20 protein-coding genes are annotated in these 20872 nt (G+C 51.0%); 5 read left to right on the top strand and 15 right to left on the bottom strand.

The window, feature by feature from the left end:
* Nucleotides 1-134 precede the first annotated feature (134 nt).
* From SPL68_RS13370 to SPL68_RS13335, 8 genes are all read right to left on the bottom strand, one after another.
* Nucleotides 135-1166, bottom strand: a complete 1032-nt coding sequence (locus SPL68_RS13370; RefSeq protein WP_323815668.1) for a methionine synthase — start codon at nt 1164-1166, stop codon at nt 135-137.
* A 40-nt stretch (nt 1167-1206) separates the two neighbouring features.
* A complete protein-coding gene (locus tag SPL68_RS13365; RefSeq protein WP_323815667.1) occupies nt 1207-2208 on the bottom strand; it encodes a DUF1852 domain-containing protein in 1002 nt (333 codons plus the stop codon).
* Between the two features lie 174 nt (nt 2209-2382).
* Nucleotides 2383-3708: a BatD family protein gene (locus SPL68_RS13360; RefSeq protein WP_323815666.1), complete on the bottom strand. Its 1326-nt coding sequence runs from the start codon at nt 3706-3708 to the stop codon at nt 2383-2385.
* The gene (locus SPL68_RS13355) at nt 3705-5357 is read right to left on the bottom strand and encodes a VWA domain-containing protein (protein ID WP_323815665.1); all 1653 of its coding nucleotides are present in this window, start codon (nt 5355-5357) and stop codon (nt 3705-3707) included. Before SPL68_RS13355 ends, SPL68_RS13360 begins: the two co-directional genes overlap by 4 nt.
* Before the next feature lies 1 nt (nt 5358).
* Entirely contained in the window at nt 5359-6390 is a 1032-nt protein-coding gene (locus tag SPL68_RS13350) for a vWA domain-containing protein (protein ID WP_323815664.1), read from the bottom strand.
* Nucleotides 6383-6883 (bottom strand): DUF4381 domain-containing protein, encoded by a 501-nt coding sequence (locus tag SPL68_RS13345; protein WP_323815663.1) that lies wholly within the window; start codon nt 6881-6883, stop codon nt 6383-6385. The genes SPL68_RS13350 and SPL68_RS13345 overlap by 8 nt, the downstream gene beginning before the upstream one ends.
* Nucleotides 6876-7886, bottom strand: coding sequence for a DUF58 domain-containing protein (locus tag SPL68_RS13340; RefSeq protein ID WP_323815662.1), 1011 nt, complete (start codon nt 7884-7886; stop codon nt 6876-6878). Before SPL68_RS13340 ends, SPL68_RS13345 begins: the two co-directional genes overlap by 8 nt.
* A 7-nt stretch (nt 7887-7893) precedes the next feature.
* Nucleotides 7894-8910, bottom strand: a complete 1017-nt coding sequence (locus SPL68_RS13335; protein WP_323815661.1) for an AAA family ATPase — start codon at nt 8908-8910, stop codon at nt 7894-7896.
* Between the two features lie 191 nt (nt 8911-9101).
* Between SPL68_RS13335 and SPL68_RS13330 the strand changes: the two genes are divergently transcribed.
* The gene (locus SPL68_RS13330) at nt 9102-9452 is read left to right on the top strand and encodes a PilZ domain-containing protein (protein WP_323815660.1); all 351 of its coding nucleotides are present in this window, start codon (nt 9102-9104) and stop codon (nt 9450-9452) included.
* A 47-nt stretch (nt 9453-9499) separates the two neighbouring features.
* On the opposite strand, the gene flhA is transcribed toward SPL68_RS13330, so the two are convergent.
* From flhA to SPL68_RS13295, 7 genes are all read right to left on the bottom strand, one after another.
* The gene (gene flhA, locus SPL68_RS13325) at nt 9500-11590 is read right to left on the bottom strand and encodes a flagellar biosynthesis protein FlhA (RefSeq protein WP_323815659.1); all 2091 of its coding nucleotides are present in this window, start codon (nt 11588-11590) and stop codon (nt 9500-9502) included.
* 2 nt (nt 11591-11592) lie between these two features.
* Complete coding sequence (flhB, locus tag SPL68_RS13320) at nt 11593-12726, bottom strand: flagellar type III secretion system protein FlhB (RefSeq protein WP_323815658.1); 1134 nt, start codon at nt 12724-12726, stop codon at nt 11593-11595.
* A gap of 3 nt (nt 12727-12729) precedes the next feature.
* Complete coding sequence (gene fliR, locus SPL68_RS13315) at nt 12730-13518, bottom strand: flagellar biosynthetic protein FliR (RefSeq protein ID WP_323815657.1); 789 nt, start codon at nt 13516-13518, stop codon at nt 12730-12732.
* A 16-nt stretch (nt 13519-13534) separates the two neighbouring features.
* Nucleotides 13535-13807 carry a flagellar biosynthetic protein FliQ gene (locus SPL68_RS13310; RefSeq protein ID WP_416377428.1) on the bottom strand — a complete coding sequence of 91 codons (273 nt, stop codon included), beginning with the start codon at nt 13805-13807 and terminating at the stop codon, nt 13535-13537.
* A 90-nt stretch (nt 13808-13897) separates the two neighbouring features.
* Nucleotides 13898-14647: a flagellar type III secretion system pore protein FliP gene (gene fliP / locus SPL68_RS13305; protein WP_323815656.1), complete on the bottom strand. Its 750-nt coding sequence runs from the start codon at nt 14645-14647 to the stop codon at nt 13898-13900.
* Entirely contained in the window at nt 14644-15030 is a 387-nt protein-coding gene (gene fliN, locus SPL68_RS13300) for a flagellar motor switch protein FliN (protein WP_323815655.1), read from the bottom strand. Before fliN ends, fliP begins: the two co-directional genes overlap by 4 nt.
* Nucleotides 15027-15866: a FliM/FliN family flagellar motor C-terminal domain-containing protein gene (locus tag SPL68_RS13295; RefSeq protein WP_323815654.1), complete on the bottom strand. Its 840-nt coding sequence runs from the start codon at nt 15864-15866 to the stop codon at nt 15027-15029. The genes fliN and SPL68_RS13295 overlap by 4 nt, the downstream gene beginning before the upstream one ends.
* A 393-nt stretch (nt 15867-16259) precedes the next feature.
* Here SPL68_RS13295 and SPL68_RS13290 point away from each other — a divergent pair, with 393 nt between their 5' ends.
* From SPL68_RS13290 to SPL68_RS13275, 4 genes are read left to right on the top strand one after another with little or no spacing between them, the layout of a single operon-like run.
* The gene (locus SPL68_RS13290) at nt 16260-17747 is read left to right on the top strand and encodes a sigma-54 interaction domain-containing protein (RefSeq protein WP_323815653.1); all 1488 of its coding nucleotides are present in this window, start codon (nt 16260-16262) and stop codon (nt 17745-17747) included.
* Nucleotides 17748-17789: 42 nt separating this feature from the next.
* Nucleotides 17790-18122 (top strand): flagellar hook-basal body complex protein FliE, encoded by a 333-nt coding sequence (locus tag SPL68_RS13285; protein WP_323815652.1) that lies wholly within the window; start codon nt 17790-17792, stop codon nt 18120-18122.
* A 27-nt stretch (nt 18123-18149) separates the two neighbouring features.
* Complete coding sequence (fliF, locus tag SPL68_RS13280; protein ID WP_323815651.1) at nt 18150-19817, top strand: flagellar basal-body MS-ring/collar protein FliF; 1668 nt, start codon at nt 18150-18152, stop codon at nt 19815-19817.
* Nucleotides 19789-20853 (top strand): FliG C-terminal domain-containing protein, encoded by a 1065-nt coding sequence (locus SPL68_RS13275; protein WP_323815650.1) that lies wholly within the window; start codon nt 19789-19791, stop codon nt 20851-20853. The genes fliF and SPL68_RS13275 overlap by 29 nt, the downstream gene beginning before the upstream one ends.
* Nucleotides 20854-20872: the final 19 nt, after the last annotated feature.

Genomic DNA, 20872 nt, shown 5'->3' with positions numbered 1-20872 from the left:
AATGCTTAAAAATTACCATTTTTTTTCATGTGTAACCAAGTGAAAATTTAAAGTCTATCGATTCAATCCTCACTTTGTTCCTGAGCTGTGCATTAGCGATTTGTAAATTCGGCTTGTTTACCCAAGAACTCTCTTTATTTCCCCAGTAGCTCTCTGCGAACAATTTCTGCACCCGCTGTTAAGGCTTGTAATTTGCCTCTAGCGATATGGCGAGGCAAAGGAGCCATGCCACAGTTGGTGCAAGGGCAGAGATTTTCTGCATCCACAAATTGAAGCGCTTTGCGAATAGTATTGGCAACTTCCTCTGGAGTTTCGATGGTGTTACTGGCTACGTCGATAGCACCTACCATCACTTTTTTACCGCGAATCAGCTCAAGCAGATCCATAGGAACATGCGAGTTGTGACACTCCAGCGAGATCATATCGATATTGGACTTTTGCAGTTTCGGAAAGATTTGCTCGTATTGGCGCCACTCTGAACCCAAAGTTTTTTTCCACTCGGTATTGGCTTTGATGCCATAGCCGTAACAAATATGTACAGCGGTTTGGCACTTGAGCCCTTCGATGGCTTTTTCCAGTGTCGCGATGCCCCAGTCATTCACCTCGTCAAAAAACACATTAAATGCAGGTTCGTCGAATTGGATAATATCCACTCCCGCGGCTTCCAATTCTTTCGCTTCCTGGTTGAGAATTTTCGCGAATTCCCACGCGAGTTTTTCACGGCTTTTATAGTGTTTATCAGAAAGCGTATCAATCATGGTCATAGGCCCAGGTAGAGCCCATTTAATTGGTTGATTGGTTTGTGCACGTAAAAATTTTGCATCCTCAACAAATACTGGTTTTTTACGGCTAACGGCACTAACTACTGTTGGTACGCTTGCATCGTAGCGGTCGCGAATTCGAACAGTTTCGCGGTTTTCAAAATCAACACCTTCGAGGTGTTCGATAAACGTAGTCACAAAGTGTTGGCGCGATTGCTCGCCATCGCCGACTATATCAAGACCTGCATGTTCTTGTTCTTGCAGTGACAGGCGCAACGCATCTTGTTTTCCATCGATTAATTCATCACCTTCCAATTTCCACGGTGACCAGAGTGTTTCCGGCTGCGCGAGCCAAGAGGGTTTAGGCAAGCTGCCAGCTGTTGAAGTCGGTAATAATTTTTTCATAAAAATAATTTTTCTAAATGATTTATAAAAGTGAGTTAATTTAAGCAGCGTAAGTCTTTAAAGTTTCGGTCGCGTAGCGGGAAGACCACTGCTCAAGCGCAGCCAAGTGTGGCTTGATGAAATTTTCCTCCGCAAACTTTCCTTGCTGAACTGCCAAGCGGCCACGCTCTTCACGGTCATAAACAATACGTGTTAGTGAGTGATCCTGATTTTTCAAATGCGGTTGATAGCAAGCACCTGCAACAGAATTCGCGTTGTAAATTTCCGGGCGATAAATTTTTTGGAAGGACTCCATGGTGCTGATGGTGCTGATAAGTTCAAGATTGGTGTAATCGTTCAGCAAGTCGCCAAAGAAATAAAACGCCAAAGGTGCCGCCGCGTTTTGCGGCAGAAAATAGCGAACCTCAAAGCCCATTTTTTTGAAATATTGCTCAGTTAGCGATGATTCATTTGGCAGATATTCAACGCCCAATACTGGATGCTGATTTTCAGTGCGTTGATAAACTTTGTTATCCGACACACTCAGGCAAACAACCGGGAGCTTGTTGAAATTTTCTTTGTAGGTATCCGAATTCACAAAACACTGAAACAGCTTGCCGTGCAGATCGCCAAAATTCTCCGGTACGCTAAAACCAGTCTTACCTTTGTTGTGATCCAACAGACGCACGCTGAAATCATAATCACGCACATAAGAAGAAAAATTATTCCCCACAATGCCTTGAATACGCTGATTGGTTTTGCGATCAAGAATATAAGTTTTCAAAATTTCAAATGAAGGAAAGGTATGACCATGACCTTCGATATTGATATCGACGGAAATAATTTCCAGCTCAAGCGAGTAGCGGTCGCTGTTAGTGTTATCCCAATGCGCAAAGCCATTAAAGCGGTTATCGATCATCTTTAACGTATTGCGCAGGTTCTCCTGACGGCGCTCGCCTCTCGCCAAGTTGGCAAAGTTGGTAGTGATGCGCGTATTGCCGGAAGGCTCGTAATTCTCATCAAAGCGAATGCTTTTAAGTGTAAAAGTAAGTTCGTTGCTCATGGTCTGGTCACCCTAATCAATGCGATAAAGCTTAAGTTTCGATAGGGTGAGATTTATACCGGACTGAAATCATGAATAAAAATGATATATTTTCACTATTCAATGAAAATTATTCATTTTTTATTGGGTTTGTTTCCTGTGACGATTGCCGATGGTGCTTTTAGGCGGCGACCACTAGATAGGATTTAGCGGCCGTAGATGAGTGCCTGATATAGATTGGGAATGTTTCTGTTGTCGGAGTTGAGTTGCTGCTTGCAATAAACTGGAGCCATCCCAGTTAGTCGGGTTTGCTGGTGTTGCAGTGTCAAAAAGCGCAGTGCGCAGGGAGTTAATTTGCGTAGCCAGTTCGGGATTTTTGTTGCAGAGATCATCCAGACTTTGTTGGTTCTCCGGGTGCTCAGCCCAATTCAATAGCGCTGAATAAATCTGTGCGGCATCGCCTGTTGCAATGGCTTGTTCAAGCTGTTTAAACGCGGCCAATTCCGATGCAGCATAACGCGCTTGTTGCTCTGCTTTCCATGCGTGCCAGTATGCGAGCAGGCGCGGTAAATAATGTGACAGTAAATAAATGGCAGACGCTAATAGTAACGCCGCGCTGGCGATTAAACCGATGAAATGCCAATTTAAAAACAGCGTTAGCTTACTAGCCGTGTCTTGCGGCAATGAAAACTCTGCGTTGTTGGGGTTGGCCGCAGCGTTAAATTCTATTGCTGGTGCAGAAACTTTTTCAGATTTGCCGCTGGCAGGGTTCCACCATTCAAGTGTGATTTCGGGCAGCGTGTAATTTCCTGTTGTTTGAATAACGTAGGTGGCGGCGTCGGTGCGGGTGCCGCCAGCAAAACCTGCTCGATCTTTTATCTTGTCATCAACGGTTCCGGTTTTTGGGTATACATCAAGGCCAGCAATTTTTGAGAATTTAACTGGAGGAATCAGCATGCCTTGTGCGCCAGCGGCCTGAATTTCAATGGTGCGGGTAATTGCATCGCCCACTTTCAACCCGTCCAATTTTCTATCCAGCGTTTGCTGTATTTTTACCTCGGTCGATACCAACAACTTTTCAGTGCCAGCGGGGCGTGGAAGTGATTTCACTTTAATGGTGATAGCTTGGGTGGTAGCGGTCATTGGCGTTTCGCTTTGACCGGGGTAGAGCGTTAATTCCAATGGCGGTATGGTGATATCGCCATCGCCCGTTGGCGTGATGATGTAAGCGCGCGAAACGCCTGACCATTGTTCGTTGTCGATGCTTTCATTTAGATATAACGCGCGCTCATCCAACAGCGTCATGATTGCGTTAGGTAATTTAACTGCAGGGTATGTGGGCGCATTGGTAAAAAAGGTGTTGGTGAGGGCATCGACTGTTAGTCGTACTTGTTGGCCAGCTACAACCGGTTCAGCATTTTCCAGCGATGCACGCGCGATAACTTTGGGTTCCTGCGCCCAAGCCGAGATGGCCACGCACAAGCCCAGTAATAATAAACAGCGTAAGAATGCGGGCATCATGGCGTTTGCTCTTGATGAATTGGTTCCTCTTGCGGAGGCATTGCAACTGGCGCTGCATCAGCTTGTTGGCTGAACTTCATGCGCAAAAAATCCGCGGGCGATGTTTTTAAATTGCGCATCCACATTTCTGCATTTTGTTTGCGTAATTGCTTGGCATCCATTTGTTTTTCTTGTCCTTTATTTTCTTTGTTATCGAATTTGATTTCGTCGGGGTCAAGGTCGGGAGCTTCTTCGGTTTCGTCATCTTTTTTCTTTTTAATAAGTGCTTTTACTAACTCACGATTGGCTTCTGCTTCTGGAAAATCCGGTTGGGTTTTTAGCGCGAGATTAAACGCTTTAACTGCTTCGGGATAATGGCGCAGGCGCGCATAACAATTGCCCATTTCAAAATAGCCGCGCGCGGAATCCAGCCGTGCAAATTCGCCCAGCGCTTCCTGATATTTTCCGCCATTGCTGTAGGCCAAACCTTTCCAGAGTGGATCGTTAAAATGTTCTGCGGCCTTGAGATAATCGCCGTGTGCAAAATGCCAGCGACCCTGCTGATCGGGCGTCATAAATAAATCGATCAAGCTTTGTAGTGACAGGCTTTGTTTGGAGAAAGTCGCTGCCTGCGCTGGCGTTGGAAGCGCGAGGCTGGCGATAAAAATCCAGCCCACGCACCAGCGCACCACCCAGCCGCGACGGAACCAGAGTGAGGCGAGCAGGGCGATAGGAATGCACAACCAGTAACCGGATTCTTTCCAGCGCAGCGCTTTGTTTTGCGCTTCTATTTGCTGCATATGGGTTTGCGCGCGATTTTGTACCCAGTGCATATCGTCGTCATCCAGCGTCAGGCTGGCGAGGGGGATGTTCGCTTCGCTTGATACTTGTTTGAGACTTTTACTATCAAAGCTACCGGTGATTGGTCTGCCGTCGGCATCGACAGCAACTTCGCCATTGGGGTTACGCAGTGGCCCGCCTTGGGCTGTGCCGGCCGCCAAAATTAAAATCTGCTGAGTGTTTTGCTTTGACGTTGCGAGGAAGGCGGGAATCTGTGTGCTATCAAAACCATCGGTAAAAAATAATACGGTGCCGGGCGCATCTTCTTTGCCCAATAGGTTTTCAGCTTCCTTCAACGCCGCTGCTGCATTTTTACCGGCGACGGGCATTAAATCGGTTGCGAGTGCATCCAGAAAAATTTGCAAAATTTCCGGATCTTCCGAGGGCGGCACAACCATATGCGCTGTGCCTGCGTAGACCACCAAACCAGTTCGCGCACCGGGGCGCAATTTGGCGAGGTCGCTGACTTTTTGTTTAACGCGTTCCAAACGGGTAGGGGAAATATCAGTCGCATCCATCGAGCGCGAAAGGTCGATGGCGATAATCATCGGCGCTTTATTTTGCGAGTAGGGCGGCTGCTCTTTTTTCCAGCTGGGGCCAGCGATGGCGATGCCAGTGAGGATGAGTGATACCGAAATCAAATGAATGGGTTTGATACGAAAATTGGACTTTTCACCCACCAAAAGTGCATTTAATAAATGTGGTGCAATCAACTTGCCCCATTTGGCCGTGGGGTTGGATTGATGCTGCCACAGCCATTGCAATGCGATGGCCAGCGGAATCAGCAGTAACCACCAAGGGCGCAAAAAGTGAAAGGCAGAAATATCCATTTTAGTTGCCCCCTGAATCCATATGTGGGCGCGATGCCTCGGCTCCTGCTCCAGATTTGGAGCGCCGTAAGCTAGCGAAGAGCAGGGCGATCAGGTGATAAAACGCGAGCAGGCACGCATAGGCTGCGAGCGGAACCCAAAACAGATCGATGCGCGCGCGGTATTCCAAATGTTTTGCCTTATCGGGCGTGATGCCATCGATAGTGGTGTAAATCTGCTCCAGCTCGCTTTGGTTTTCGGCGCGGAAACTGCGCCCGCCAGTGGCGGCGGCGATTTGTTGCAGCGCATCCAAATCCACTTTGTTTTCGCCCTCGGCATTCACATCGCCAATGCCAATGGTGTGAATGGTGATCTGGTTGTCTTTGGCGATTTCCGCTGCGCGTTCAGGTGGTAAACGGCTGGCGGTGTCATTGCCATCGGTCAGCAATACCAGCACCTTTTCCTGTGTTTTTGCACGTTCGGTCATTTTGATAGCAACGCCTATGGCATCGCCAATCGCGGTTTGTGGCCCCGCCATGCCGATGCGAGTTTCGGCCAATAACAGGCGCACGGTTTCATGGTCCAGTGTGAGCGGCGCTTGCGGAAATGCAGCTTGGCCAAACACAATCAGACCGATGCGGTCAGTAGTGCGGCGCTGGATAAAATCATCCACCACGCTTTTGACTGCGGTGAGGCGATCAACTTGTTCGCCGTTCAGGTTGTAATCGCGCGCTTCCATCGACTGGGATAAATCAATCGCCAACAGCAAGTCCCGTGCAGCTTCAAAATGTTCGACCGGCGGCTGCACCCATTGCGGCCGCGCCAAGGCGGCAATGCATAAAATCCAGCAGATTGGCGCTAATAAACGCTGCGCCCAATTGGCTCGATGTTCCACCGCGCCCTGTTGCGGTTTGATGCCGGTAACTTCCGCTGCCTGCTCAAAGAAAGGCACGCGCACGGCTTGGGTGCGCTCGCGATGAGGCGGAAACAACCACCACACCAGCAGCGGTAAGGGCAGCAGAATGAAAGCCCAAATATACTCAAACTCAAACATGATGTTCCCTAATCCAGCGGCGAGTGAGCGCCAGTAGCGCGTGCAGTTCCTTGGGGTTGGCTATTTGGGAATTGGCGGGGCTGCTGTAAGCCAAGGCCGGAATCAGTTTGCCTGGCGCATCCAGAAACCCGGCTTGCGGCAGGCTCGCATCCAACCATTGCAGCCAAGCATCACCGCTAAGTGCGGCTATGTCGGCGCGCGGTGCAGCAGTTAGGGCGACGCGTTTTATCAGCGTTGGTAACTGCGCGGCGGCAGAGGGGTGGGAGCCAAGCGCCTGTTCGATTTGATCCAGCTCGGCCAGAGCTTCCACTCGGTAGCGATTAGCAAGGCGATACTGATAATTGCGCCAGAGGTTCCAGCAGATAAGCACAATCACCACTGCTGCAAGAATCACCCAGCCGATAGTTTGCGGTGTATAGGGGACGACCGGCGGGAGCGGTAGTTCTTTGAGTGCGTCCAGACTGGGTGCAGTGCTGTCAACAAGCTCAGCCATGATTGCCTCCGCTGGATGCAAGTTGCGCGCGCTGTTGTTGATGCCGGTTGTGGTCAGGTGCAGCGAGCGGGCGCCCGAGCATTTGCCGCAACTGGTCGGCGCTATCGCGCGCGGTGTCAAACATCATCAGTGGTACACCGCTGCGTTTTAGCATGTCGTGAATGGCTTCCTGACGCTCCTGAAAATGTTCGTGGAGCGAGCTGCGCATCCGCGAGTGTTCGCCCATATCGATTTCAATTTGCAAGTCGCCGCCGGTCACGACTATATGCCCGCCGGATTTCACATCCAGCGCAGTAGGGTCAAAAACCATCGCCGCAATCACATCATTTTTGGCGGTCAGTTCGCGCAACAGCTGGCGGGTGCGTTCATTGGCTCCGGCAAAATCGCTGATCACGCAGATCATATGGTCATGGGTGTTAAGCGCCAGCGCGGTTTCCAGTGACTTATCGAGTTGATGCGGATTAATACTGATGTCAGTTTCCGCTTGCAGTGTGGCGTTGGCCTTGGCGATGGCGCCGAGAATAGCGTGAACATGGTTGCGGCTGCGCTGCGGACGCATGCGGGTGATATTGGTGTCATCAAAAACGATAGCGCCAATACGGTCGCTGGCGCCCACAACTGACCACGCAATTAGCGCGGCAAGTTCAGCGGCGATGACCGATTTCATCGCGCGTATAGAGCCGAAATACATCGACATGGACTGATCGACAATCACCAGCATCGGCCGGTCGCGCTCTTCGGTGTAGGCGCGCACTTGCGGGCGGCCGGTGCGCAGGGTGACTTTCCAGTCGACCGTGCGCAAATCATCACCCGGAACATAGGCGCGAATCTCTTCAAAATCGAGGCCGCGGCCACGCATGCGTGAGCTGTGTTTGCCCGCCAAAACGCTGCGCCGCGATTGATGCGGCAAAAAACTCAGACCCTGCGCGCGATGCTCCAAACGCACCAAGTGATTGAGTGAGACAAAAATGCTGCCATCGGCCGGCGGGACAGTGAAGCTCATGCTCACCTCAGGCCGGAACGGCGACCAGTTGTAATAACTTATCCAGCACCTGATCGGCAGAAATGCCATCGGCATTGGCGTCATAAGACAGCATCAGCCTATGGCGCAGCACCGGATGCACCACCGCGCGCACATCGTCGGGCGAGACAAAATCGCGTCCGGCAAGCCACGCATGAGCACGCGCTGCATGGTCAAGGCCAATGCCACCGCGCGGGCTGGAGCCAAGCTGCACCCAAGTGGCGAGTTGGTCATCGTACTTTTTGGGATAGCGAGTAGCGTTGATGATATCGACGATGTAACGCGCGACTGAATCGGCCACTTTTATTTGGCTAATTTCCTGCCGCGCGCTGAATACTGAATCCAGAGCGATAGTGTCGGGCGCTTGTGTTGAAGGTGCATGTGTTGTGGGAGGGGTTGTAGAGGATTGGCTCGCAGCAGCGGCCTTGGCTTCTTCACCACGAACAAGCGCCAAAACGCCGCATTCACTTTCTGCATCCGGGTAATCCACCAAAATCTTCAGCAAAAACCGGTCGGTTTGCGCTTCTGGTAGCGGGTAGGTGCCTTCCTGTTCAATCGGGTTTTGCGTCGCCATCACCATAAACAGAGGTGGCAGCGCATGGGTTTTACCGGCAACCGTTACTTGCCGCTCTTCCATCGCCTCTAACAAAGCAGCTTGTACCTTGGCGGGGGCGCGGTTGATTTCGTCGGCGAGCACAATGTTGCCGAACAAAGGGCCTGGCTCAAAACGGAAGATATTCTCGCCCTTATCCTGATGCAGAACTTCAGTGCCGGTAATGTCGGAGGGGAGTAGGTCGGGAGTGAATTGGATGCGGCGCATTTGCGCATCGAGATTTTTAGCGAGGCTTTTAACCGCGCGGGTTTTTGCAAGGCCGGGCAAGCTTTCCATCAGCACATGGCCATTAGCCAGTAACCCCAGCACCATCTGGTCGATAACCGTTTGCTGGCCGATGATGGATGTCGCAATACGTTTCTTTAACTCAAGGATGTCACTATGAGCACTCATTCCGTCGTTTCTCCAGTAATCCAGCTGTAGTCTTCGGCGGATGCTCAGGTCAAGCGTCCACAGAAATATGCCAAATAACTATATTTTATGAATCCATATATTTCCAATTTGGATTTGAATTGAGGATTTAAGTTATCAATAAAATGTGTCGCCTATCTGATCTGGCACATTTTTCATTGAGTCTAATAATTATGCGTATCCAAAGCCGCTTGCAGTTTCGCTCCATTTTTCGTGTAAAAGTCAGCAACCCTGAAACAGGTGCGCTGATTGGCTATGTGGGTGATGTGTCGGAGAACGGCCTTAAAATATTGAGTGATACCGAATACGAAGTTGGCGCTGATGTGAAGGTTCGCATGCGCATGCGTATCAATGAAACGGAAACTCTGCAGTTTGATTTAAGCCTGACCTGTATGTGGACAGGCACTAATATTAAAACCGGCTATTTCGAAGCCGGTTTTATACTGGCGCAGCCATCGGCAGAATTTACCTTGATGGTGGAAAAAATGCGCATCCTGCGCGGTGAAGTTGATGATGTGGATTGATCGCCAAAGATTGATCTCCACGGATTGATCAGCAGCGATAGAAAAACTTATCCCAAACTCCCCAAAATATTCACGCCGACTTTTTCCGGAATTTCATTTTGCGATAATACATGCAGCCCTGGGCTGAATACGCGCGCATAGCGGGCGAGCAGCGGGCGCAGTTGCGGCATTACCGCGAGAATCGGTGGATGACCTTCTTTGCGCAGTTTTTCTTTTACCACTGGCATAGTGGTTTGTAATTGGTTAAGTAGATTCGGCTCTACCGGAATATTATCCAAACTCACCGGGCCTGCTTGTTTGGCGATGCTCAAGGCACTGAGAAGCGTATTCTCCAAATTATTATCCAGTACAAAAACTGAAAGCTCGGTGCGGTCTCCGGCAATGCTGGTGACAATATTGCGGCGCAGGGCAAAGCGCACATCGGCGGCGAGCAAGACAGGGTCTTTAGTACTTTCACTGCTTTCTACCAGCGCGGTGGCGATGCTGACGATATCGCGCAGCGACACTTCTTCTTGCAGCAATTGGCGATACACGCGATGTTGTTGCATGAGCGTTAATTGATGTTTTAACGCATCGGCGAGCTTCGGCGCTTGCTGATTTAAACGTTGCAACAAATGATCAACATCATCGTGTTTAAACACTTCGGGCAAATTGGTGCGAATCACTTTATTTAAGTGAGTGGCGATGACACTCGCGCAATCAATTACTTGATAACCCAAATTTAACGCGCGCGATTTTTCTGCGGGCAGAATCCACACTACTGGCATGCGATAGGCCGGGTCGGTGCCCAAAATACCATCGACTTCGCCGTAGAGTTCGGGCGATGGAATGGCCATCAATCTGTCAGCATGAATTTCAGCGCCGTCAATTTTTTCGCCGTTGATGTAAATAAAATATTGCGCTGCTTTTAAACGCAGGCTATCGCGGATGTGTACTTCCGGTAATAAAAAGCCGAGGTTTTCCGAGAGTGTCTGGCGCACGCCGCGCACACGTTGGGTGAGTGGTGCACCGGCGGCCTGATTCACCAATCCTACCAATTTGTAACCGAGTGAAATCGAAAGGGTTTCCACCGCGGGGATATCGTCCCACGCGAGGTTTTGATTTTGCTCCTGCGTCATTGCATTGGTGATGGCTTCGGCTTCATCCAATGCATCCGCTGGTTGCGGATTTTGTGATATTCGCCAAGCGATAAATCCCACCAATCCTGCAAAGGTAAAAAATGCCAGATGTGGCATGCCGGGAATTGCGCCGAGTAAAAATAAAATTCCGGCCACTGTGTAGAGTGTGCTGGGTGATGCCAGTAATTGACGCCCAACTTGCTCGGTAATTTCCGAAGATTCATTAATGCGCGTAACGATAATTGCAGCAGCAGTGGAGAGTAGCAGCGCAGGAATTTGTGCAACCAAGCCATCACCAATTGCAAGCAGGGCGTATTGTTGGAATGCCTGACCCGCGCTCAAATCGTACATAAACATGCCGATGGCAAAACCACCAAACAGGTTGATTAATAGAATCAAAATACCGGCGATGGCATCGCCGCGTACAAATTTGGATGCACCATCCATCGCGCCGTAAAAGTCGGCTTCTTTGGATACTTGTTGGCGGCGTTTTTTTGCATCTTCCTGAGTAATTAAACCCGCGTTTAAGTCGGCATCGATTGCCATTTGTTTGCCGGGCAATGCATCCAAGGTAAAGCGCGCGGTCACCTCTGAAATACGTTCACCGCCCTTGGTGATAACAATAAAGTTCACGATCATCAAAATCATGAACACCACCATGCCCACAATAAAGTTGCCACCGATAACCACTTCACCAAAGGCTTCAATCACTTTACCGGCTGCATCTGTACCTTCGTGACCATCCAATAACACCACGCGGGTTGAGGCTACGTTCAAACACAAACGCATCAAGGTAGAAATCAAAATTATCGTTGGGAAGAGTGAAAAATCCAGCGGGCTTTTGGCCGATACGCTGGTGAGCAAAATCAGAATCGCGGTGGCGATATTAAAAGTAAATAAAATATCCAACAGCAGCGGTGGCAGCGGCAGAATAATCATTGCCAGTATCGACAATATCAGCAGCGGAATGCCAATGCGGCCACTGCGGAAGGTAGATCCGAATTGTTGAAGTGGATTCATGATTAAGTCCTGTTGGCCATGCTGGCGGGAATAGGAAGATTGCTAGGCAAAATAGGTTTGTTGCGGCGGCCTTGGCGATAGGCGCGCAGGTGCAAAATGTACGTCAGTACGTGTGCAACTGCGGTGTAAAGCGGCGCGGGAATTTGTTGGTTGATGCGTGTGGTGTGGTAAATCGCACGTGCAAGTGGCGGCAGCTCGACTACTTCAAGCTTGTGACCGGCGGCGAGTTTTTTAATGTAGAGCGCCATTTCATCTACACCTTTTGCCAGCACGTAGGGCGCTTTGGCTTTTTTCAAGTCGTATTTAAGCGCGACGGCAAAGTGCTCGGGGTTGACGATAACGACATCAGCATCTTTGATGACTTTATTGATTTGGCGCTGCAACATTTGCCGCTGCAATTGTTTGATGCGCGCTTTAACTTCCGGGCGGCCTTCTTGATTTTTGTGCTCTTCTTTTACTTCTTGCTTACTCATGCGCATTTTTTTCAAAAAGAAAAAACGTTGCAGCGGAATGTCGATAAATGAAAACACAATAAACACCACCAGCAGAGCAAGGGTAGTGTTAAACAACAGACCAAAAGCGCTGCCGATGGCACCGGACAGATCGCCACGCTGCAATTCAATTAGATGTGCGCTGGCTTCAATCACTAACCACCAAGCTGCGCCCAGAAGCACGCTGACTTTGAGTATAGACTTGGCGAGCTCTGCCCAGTTTTGGGCGGAGACAATTTTGCCCAAACCTTTAATCGGGTTCATGCGGCTGAACTGCGGCATAAAATTTTTGCTGGCAAATACCCAGCCACCGGGCATAAGTGACAAGCTGATAACAAGTAGTGGCGTGATCAGTAACGGCAACAACACTTTAATAAACAAAATAATATTGTGCGTGAGCAGCAGTTGAATATCGGTCAGGCGAATATTGGTTTCGTGAAAGTTTACATAGGAAAGTGCAAAACTCTCGCGCAGGGTTTCGGAATAAAACCCTATGCTGTATTTCAGTACTAGCAGCGTTGCAAGTAATGAAATGGTGGTCGCCAAATCTTTGGAACGCGCAACCTGACCTTCGTCCTTACTCTTTTTGAGTTTATGGGCGGAGGCTTCTTCTGTTTTATCCTGACTGCTGCTGTCGTCGGCCATGTTTTAGACTCCGCGCAGCACTACGCCAATGGTGTCCAGCAGCTCTCGCGTTAAATGCAGGTAGCTTTGCGGCATATTGGGTAGGGTCAGGTAAATACAGAGTAATCCCACCAGAATAGTGATAGGAAAACCCAGTGAAAATAAATTCATCGCCGGTGAAATTCGGTTGAGCAAACCAAAACTGAATTGCACCAGCGACATACAAAATACAATTGGCAAGCTGATTAATACAGCGGCGGAAAACATCCAGGTAATGCCACGTAAAAAGGCTTCAACCCCTAAATAATGCAAGCCGCCGCCCACCGGCCAGTGCACAAAACTCTGGTAGAAAACGCTGATAATTAATAAATGGCAATCGATGGAGAAAAATAAAAACACCAGCAAAATAAAATACAGCTGGTAAACAATCGATGAAGAGGAAACGCCATTAGTTGGGTCATTGTAGCGCGCCATGCTCATACCCATCTGGCCGGAGATAATCTCGCCCACCAGCATAAAAATGGTGAAAACCAGTTGCAGCATCAGTCCCAATATTACGCCAAAAATAATTTGCTCAAAGGTAGTCATAACGCCTTTGAGCGAGAGCGGTTCTATCGCTGGCGGGACGGGCAATATTTTCCCCAGCGCGAGTGTTAATACCAGTGCGAGGAGCACACGTACGCGAGTTGATACACTTTTGTGATTAAACAGCGGTGCCATGCTCAGCAGTGCAAGCAAACGGCAAAACGGCCACCAATAAGCTTGCGCGTCGCGCAGTAATTGGCTGAGTTCAAACAGCGGTGCGTTGCTCATAGCAGTGCTATCGGCGCTAACCGATGATGGTTCCCGCTTGCTGGAAAATTTCTATAAACAAATCGCGCAGGGTTTGCAGAATCCAATTGCCGGAAAATAACAACATGCCGAGCGTAATTAGCAGACGAGGTAAAAAGCTCAGCATCTGTTCGTTAATTTGGGTTGCCGCTTGAAAAACACTCACGATCAAACCGCCGATCAAACTGGGCACAATCAATACGCACACCACCAAGCCGGTAATGTAAACCGCGTTGGCGATAATGGTGGTAGCAGCTTCGGGCGTCATCATGTTTGTTTACTCGTGATGTTTTTTCGTTGTCGTTAGTGATGGCTGAAGGTTAGTGATTGCTGAGGATAGCCGCGCTAAAACGACCTGGCTCTAAAAGGGTTGTATGCTGGTCGTAAGTGTGCCGACTAATAATGTCCAGCCATCGACTAATACAAACACCATTAATTTAAAGGGCAGGGAGATCATCATGGGCGAGAGCATCATCATGCCCATTGCCATCAAGACACTGGCGACAATTAAATCGATCACCAAAAAGGGAACAAAAATCATAAAGCCGATTTGAAAAGCGGTTTTTAATTCGCTTAATACAAAGGCGGGCAGCAGGACTAAAAAATCCAGATCTTTTAAATCGTTGGGGCGCTCCTCGCCAGCGATTTCGATCATGGTATCGAGCGCGCTGCTGCTGGTTTGCGCGAGCATAAATTGGCTGAGGATATTTTTGCCTTCGGTCAGCCCCTGTTGCAGAGTGATTTGATCTGCTTCATAGGGTTGATAGGCTTTGGTGTAAATTTCGTTGCCTACGGGGCGCATCACCAACAAGGTCAAACACAGGGCGATGCCAATCAAAACTGGGTTAGGCGGGCTTTGTTGTAAACCAATCGCTTGGCGGAAAATCGCCAGCACGATAATAAAGCGGGTGAAACAGGTCATCATCATCAACATCGCAGGCAGCAAACCCAGCAGTGTCATCAACACCAGAATTTGCAGTTTGACGCTCATCTCCCGACCGTTTTCGGTGTCGTTGATATTGAGCAGGGTGAGATCCCCGCCCGCCGCCCACGACAGCGATGGCAACAGCAGTAGCGCTAGTAAGCTGATGATGTGACTGATGCGAATCATGGTGCCAATCCGTTCAGACCGTTGCCGCTCAGTTCCAGAATGCGCAGGCCGTAGTTGCCGTTCATCACCACGACTTCGGCTTTGGCAAAGAACGCGCCGTTCACCTTAACGTCGAGCGCTTCGCCCGCGAGCTTGTCCAGCATGATCACGCTGCTGGTATCCACTTCCATCAATTCTTTGAGCGGGATTTCAGTTGAGGCAACTTCCAGCGTCACATTCACTGGAATCTTGCCGAAGAAGCTCAAGTCCTGCTGCGGTGCTTGCGGGGCAGGCGGCACATCAAAACCGGTATTTAAGGGCGCAGCTTCCGGCATAGGTGGCAGGCCGAGCTCGCCGGAATTCATCAGATTGTCTAAATCGCTGTCAATGAATTGGTTGTTCATGATGTTTTTACACTCTCCAAAGAGGTTAAAAAGAGGGCGCCATCGTCTTCAAACACGCTGCCGCGAAAGAGTTTTTCCTGATTGATTTCCACATCGCAGCGCTCGCGCATACGCATCATCACTATGTCGCCAACTTGTAACGCCAACACTTGTGAGAGTGGCATTTGGATAGCGGCGATCACGCAGTCGAGTTTTACCGGCAGGTGGATGATCTGGTTGATTGGGTTGAGAGAGGTCGGGACCGGCACTGGATTAATCATGCGGCTGGTCAGCTCATCTACCAGTTGGGTATCCAGATATATAAAGAGGGACGATTGCTTGTTGGTGATATGGCTGTGGTACTGGAATTCAGCGATGTACTCCCACTGGGTTTCCTCGTAGGCGTTTTCCCAGGGTTGCAGATCGCCAAAGGTATCGCCGCCGAGCAGCGCACGCGCGAAGATTTGCGCCACATCAATGCCCAAACGGCTGCGCATCCGCTGTTCGGAAATGCTCACCGGCGGGTTGTCTTGCCCGGGCACACCTACGCCGCCGTAGTAACACTCCAACACTTCACCCAGCAGACTGCGCTCCATCGCAAAACCGACCTTGCCCAGCGCTGAGCGATAAATGCACTCGGCATCCTGATTGCGCTGTTCATGCACCTGCACCCGAATCAATTCCAGATTGATGCGGTAGTTGCGCAAAAAATAGTCGCCAATCACCCGCGGATGCTTGGTAAAGATCTCGTGGATGAACTGCGGAATCTTGTGATAGTGGCGCCCCAGCTTGTGCGGCTTTAACCGAACGAACTGATCGGGCGCTACCTTGTGAAGCACTTTTGCGCTGGTCTTCATGGCATTCGGCGTCATGGTGTTTAAGGTTTTTGGGTTGTATGAGAAATGGACTATCCACAACTGCATCAACAAAGGAGTGTGATGTCCGTCACTTGGGCGAGTATAGGAGGGCGCTGGGCGGGAAATTAAATCAATAAATATCAAAAGCTGTTTTTGAGCGGGTTTCAGGCCGTTTGAGCTTATTTGATCTCAATTGATTTAGTGGTTTGAGGGGGAGTTGTTAATGTTCGTGGACATGAAGTGGTTCACAGTTTTTGTGGTCTTGCGTCACGGTCGGTTCTTAAATGAACAGGCCAGATAAAAATGAAAGACGACCATAAATACGTAAAACTTAATTGAATCGCAAAAATTCATAGCCAAAACCTAAAGCATATATAGGAAGGGTGACTAACGGTGATCTCCACAAACGCAGCAATGAAGCTCAGCCCGGTACAGAGTCGCGACCGCTTTGCGGATGAGCGCTTGTTTGCCGACCGCCAGCCCGCGAGCAATCGCCGTGCGGCGCGTAAGGTCATCATTATTGGTCGCCCGCAGGATGACTTTTCCGGCGAATCAACCGGCCATCTTCTTAATGAGAGCCTGGAGCTTAATGGTTGCCAGCTAATCCATTGCACCGGTTTTGGCGAGTTGAGTGCTTCTTTAATTGCCAGCGCCAGTATGGTGTTTGTGTATGTCAGCAGTTTCCCCGGTGCGGGTTTGTTTGCGCGCGTAGGTGCGTTGATTGCCGATGCTCCACAACTGAGTATCGTCCCCGTTGTTGAATATGCCGATCAGGAAAAAGCCGCCGCACTCTTGGAAATGGGCTGTGTGGATTACTTGCTGGCGCCCTTTAGTGCATCGCAATTAGATATGTTGTTGCAGCGTCTGGAGTCAGCGCTGGCAGCGGAAGAGATTTTTGTCACCCGCTCACGCGCCGGTCGCCGCCTGTTGGCGATGGCGCAGCGCGTGGCTATGGCGACTGCGCCCATTCTGATTACCGGTGAAACCGGAACCGGTAAAGAGATGATGGCGCGCTACATTCACCGTTTTGCGCATCGCTCGGCTAATGCTGAGGATGCGCCTTTTATTGCAGTCAACTGCGCGGCGATTCCCGAGCAGATGCTTGAATCCTTGTTATTCGGTCATGAAAAGGGCGCTTTTACCGGCGCTACTGCCTCCCAAGCGGGCAAGTTTGAACTCGCCAACGGCGGCACTCTGCTGCTGGATGAAATCGGTGAGTTGCCACTCGGCCTGCAAGCCAAGCTGCTGCGTGTGCTGCAAGAGCAGAAAGTCGAGCGCTTGGGCGGCCACAAAGAAATCCCGCTCAATGTTCGCATCATCGCTGCGACTAACCGCGATTTGCAGGTGGAAGTGGCTGAGGGGCGTTTCCGTTCGGATTTGATGTTCCGTCTGGATGTTCTGCCGCTGCACATCAGCCCACTGCGCGAGCGTAAAGATGATGTACTGCCACTGGCGCAGCGCCTGATCCGCAAACACGCGCCTCATGAACAGCGCGATGATCTGTTAACTCAATCTGCGTGCGATGCGCTTATCGCCCACAACTGGCCGGGCAATGTGCGTGAATTGGAAAATATGCTGCAACGCGCCTTGGTGCTGCGCAATGGCTTGTTTATCCAGCCACAGGATTTGGGTTTAAGTGCGGGTACTAGCGAAATTGTGCAGCTAAATGCGCCGATTAATAGCGAAATGAACGGCGAAATGAGCGGCAAGGCTGCCTTGCGTGCCAGCGGCAAATGGGCTGAATACCAGCATGTGATCGACACCATTCGCCGTTTTGGTGGCCACAAAACCAAGGCCGCAGAAAGCCTAGGCATGACCCCACGCGCGCTGCGCTATCGCCTTACCGCCATGCGCGAGCAGGGTGTGCAAATCACTTTTTAAGCGCGAATTTTCATCAGATTTTTGTCACTCGGGAGCGACACCATGAGTTCAATTGTGCAAGTTCAACAGGAATTGCTGGGGCGTATTGACCAGATGAAACAGGTCGCCGAAGGCCCGGCGATAGCAGCCAATCCACTGGATTCCAGCGACAGCAGTGGCAGCATGAGCGCCGCCTTTGTCGATGTGATCAAAGCGGTGGATGGTCAGCAGCACAAAGCCAGCGCTATGCAGGCGGCAGTCGATGCCGGTGCTAGCGATGACTTGGTAGGTGCAATGGTAGAAAGCCAAAAGGCGAGTGTGGCCTTTTCTGCACTGATGCAAGTTCGCAATAAAGTGACCGGTGCCTTTGAAGAAGTGATGCGCATGCCGGTGTAATCGGGCGCCTAACCACGAGTAATCAACATGGTTCAACTGTTAAAAAATAAACTCTCCGCTGGCGGCCTAAAATGGGAACCGCGCTACTCGCTCATCGCTCTTGCCGGTATAGCCGCGCTGGTGGCGGTGGGTGTGGTGTTTTATCTGTGGCGCGATCAGGGTTCCTTCCGCCCTTTATATGGCGCGGGCGAAAGCTATTCCGCGGCCGATGTGATGCAGGTGCTGGACACCGAAGCCATCGCCTACAACCTGCACCCGCAAACCGGTCAGGTGCTGGTGCGTGAAGACCAATTGGCGCGCGCGCGTATGCTGTTAAGCGCCAAAGGCATTCAAGCAGAGAAGCCCGCTGGCTATGAATTGTTTGATAAAGAGGAGCCGCTTGGCACCAGTCAGTTTGTGCAGGATGTTCGCTTAAAACGCAGTATGGAGGGCGAGCTGGCACGCAGCATCATGACCATGAAAGGCGTAGAGATGGCGCGTGTACATCTTGCCCTGCAAGAAAACTCCTCTTTTGTGGTGAGCAAACGCGATCCGGCCAAAGCCTCGGTGATGTTGCAAGTCGCACCCGGTTACAAACTCAAATCGGAGCAGGTGAGTGCGATTGTGAATCTGGTTTCCAGCAGTGTGCCGCAGTTGGCGGCAACGGATGTGAGCGTGGTGGATCAGCACGGCATGTTGCTATCGCGGGGTTTAAATGAAGCCGCTGGCCCCAGCCAAAGCTGGGATCTGGTGAGCGACTACCAAACCAAAGCTGTCAGCAATGTGGAAGAAGTACTGGCGCCGGTCTTGGGTGCGGGCAATTACCGCATTAGCGTGGCGGCCGATGTTGACTTCAGTCAGCGCGAAGAGACTTTGCAATCCTATGGCGACAATCCACGCCTGCGCTCCGAAATCACGCGCGATGAAAGTGTGCTCGATCAACTTGCGCTCGGCGTTCCCGGCTCTTTAAGCAATCGCCCCGTGCCGCCTGCCGAACAGGAAAATCCACCTGCGGATGGCGCCGAAGGTGAAATAACGGCGGAATCGGCTACGGAAAACAAAGCGGCCACTTCGCTGCGAAAAGAATCCAATCGCCAGATGGAATACGACCAATCCGTTACTCACGTTAAACACGCACCTTTCTCTCTGCGCCGCCAAAGTGTGGCGGTGGTGATTAATGCCGCGACAGCGCCGGAAGGTGGTTGGACACCGGAAGCGCGCGCCGAGCTGGAAACTATGGTGAAAAGCGCGGTGGGGTTTGATGAAAAACGTGGCGATTTACTCACTCTGAGCGTGTTCCCGTTTACCGCGCCACCCGAGCCAATGGCACCGCTGCCTTGGTGGGAGAGCACGCAAGTCTACGACTTGGCCAAGATGGGTTTGTTTGGTCTGGTCAGTCTGCTGCTGATTTTTATGGTGGTGCGCCCGGCGCTGCGCGATCTGATCCGCTCCAACAATCAGATTCTGATGCCCGCCGATACTCTGCCATCACCGCAACCCGAGCGCAGTGAACCTCATACCTTTGGTCAGCCCGCTCCGCGTGTATTGGGCGAGTTTAGCCCGCTGACTGAAATCACTTTGCCCGCACCCGGCTCAGGCTTGGAAATGCAGGTAGAACACCTGCAAATGCTGGCGAAAAACGACCCTGAACGTGTTTCCGAAGTCCTTAAACAGTGGATAGGCCGAAATGAAAGAACCATCAATCCAGCCAACTGATGCAGCCGCAGCTGCCGCGAATGGGATTCAACCCCGCTCCAATCTGCGCAATATGAGCGCCATTGAGCAGGCGGCGATCCTCCTGTTAAGCATGGGCGATAGCGCCTCGGCGGGTGTGTTGCGCCATTTTTCGCGCGAGGAGATCGTCAGCGTCAGTCAGGCAATGGCACGCTTGAGCAATGTGAAGCAGCCCATGGTGAGCGATGTCATTGGCCGCTTCTTTGAGGACTACAAAGAGCAGAGCAGCATCAAGGGTGCCTCGCGCGGTTATCTGTCGAGCATGCTCGGCAAGGCGCTCGGCAGCGACATCACCCGCAACTTGCTGGATAGCATCTACGGTGAAGAAATCCGCGCCAAGATGGCCAAAATGGAATGGATCGACCCCAAGCAATTTGCTGCGCTTATCGCCAAAGAGCATGCGCAAATGCAGGCGGTATTCCTCGCCTTTTTGCCGCCGTCGATGGCGAGCGAAGTGCTCGAATGTATGCCTGCTGGCTCTCAGGACGAGCTGCTCTATCGCATCGCCAACTTGAATGAAGTGAACAGCGATGTGATTGCCGAGTTGGAAGAATTGATCGACCGCAGCCTGTCGGTGTTATCGACCCAAGGCTCGCGTGTGCGTGGCGTCAAGCAGGCGGCGGACATCATGAATCGCTACAAAGGCGACCGTAACCAGATGTTCGAGCTGTTGCGTTCGCACAACAAAGATCTGGTCGGCAAGATCGAAGACGAGATGTACGACTTCTTTATCCTCTCGCGCCAAAGCACCGAGGTGTTGGCGCAGCTGCTGGAGGCAATCCCGCTGGAAGAGTGGGTGGTGGCGCTTAAAGGTGCCGAGCCAGCACTGGGTAAAGCGATTCAAGCTGCTATGCCTAAACGTCAGGCGCAGCAGATGGAATCCATCAATCGCCGCCAAGGCCCTGTGCCTATGAGCCGTGTGGAGCAAGTGCGCAAAGAAATTATGGGCATAGTGCGCGATATGGCCGCCAACGGTGAAATCCAGCTACAGCTGTTCCGTGAACAGACCGTGGAATAAGGGGTTAAGGGGAACAGAC

This window comes from Cellvibrio chitinivorans (assembly GCF_035117775.1).
GTDB classification, from domain to species: domain Bacteria; phylum Pseudomonadota; class Gammaproteobacteria; order Pseudomonadales; family Cellvibrionaceae; genus Cellvibrio; species Cellvibrio chitinivorans.
Note: the sequence above shows the minus strand (reverse complement) of the source record. Positions and strands in the feature narration are given on the sequence as shown.

Coding starts and splice junctions, on each gene's coding strand:
- SPL68_RS13370 (WP_323815668.1), bottom strand. CDS start 1,166: ATGAAAAAATTATTACCGACTTCAACAGCTGGCAGCTTGCCTAAACCC.
- SPL68_RS13365 (WP_323815667.1), bottom strand. CDS start 2,208: ATGAGCAACGAACTTACTTTTACACTTAAAAGCATTCGCTTTGATGAG.
- SPL68_RS13360 (WP_323815666.1), bottom strand. CDS start 3,708: ATGATGCCCGCATTCTTACGCTGTTTATTATTACTGGGCTTGTGCGTG.
- SPL68_RS13355 (WP_323815665.1), bottom strand. CDS start 5,357: ATGGATATTTCTGCCTTTCACTTTTTGCGCCCTTGGTGGTTACTGCTG.
- SPL68_RS13350 (WP_323815664.1), bottom strand. CDS start 6,390: ATGTTTGAGTTTGAGTATATTTGGGCTTTCATTCTGCTGCCCTTACCG.
- SPL68_RS13345 (WP_323815663.1), bottom strand. CDS start 6,883: ATGGCTGAGCTTGTTGACAGCACTGCACCCAGTCTGGACGCACTCAAA.
- SPL68_RS13340 (WP_323815662.1), bottom strand. CDS start 7,886: ATGAGCTTCACTGTCCCGCCGGCCGATGGCAGCATTTTTGTCTCACTC.
- SPL68_RS13335 (WP_323815661.1), bottom strand. CDS start 8,910: ATGAGTGCTCATAGTGACATCCTTGAGTTAAAGAAACGTATTGCGACA.
- SPL68_RS13330 (WP_323815660.1), top strand. CDS start 9,102: ATGCGTATCCAAAGCCGCTTGCAGTTTCGCTCCATTTTTCGTGTAAAA.
- flhA (WP_323815659.1), bottom strand. CDS start 11,590: ATGAATCCACTTCAACAATTCGGATCTACCTTCCGCAGTGGCCGCATT.
- flhB (WP_323815658.1), bottom strand. CDS start 12,726: ATGGCCGACGACAGCAGCAGTCAGGATAAAACAGAAGAAGCCTCCGCC.
- fliR (WP_323815657.1), bottom strand. CDS start 13,518: ATGAGCAACGCACCGCTGTTTGAACTCAGCCAATTACTGCGCGACGCG.
- SPL68_RS13310 (WP_416377428.1), bottom strand. CDS start 13,807: ATGATGACGCCCGAAGCTGCTACCACCATTATCGCCAACGCGGTTTAC.
- fliP (WP_323815656.1), bottom strand. CDS start 14,647: ATGATTCGCATCAGTCACATCATCAGCTTACTAGCGCTACTGCTGTTG.
- fliN (WP_323815655.1), bottom strand. CDS start 15,030: ATGAACAACCAATTCATTGACAGCGATTTAGACAATCTGATGAATTCC.
- SPL68_RS13295 (WP_323815654.1), bottom strand. CDS start 15,866: ATGAAGACCAGCGCAAAAGTGCTTCACAAGGTAGCGCCCGATCAGTTC.
- SPL68_RS13285 (WP_323815652.1), top strand. CDS start 17,790: ATGAGTTCAATTGTGCAAGTTCAACAGGAATTGCTGGGGCGTATTGAC.
- fliF (WP_323815651.1), top strand. CDS start 18,150: ATGGTTCAACTGTTAAAAAATAAACTCTCCGCTGGCGGCCTAAAATGG.
- SPL68_RS13275 (WP_323815650.1), top strand. CDS start 19,789: ATGAAAGAACCATCAATCCAGCCAACTGATGCAGCCGCAGCTGCCGCG.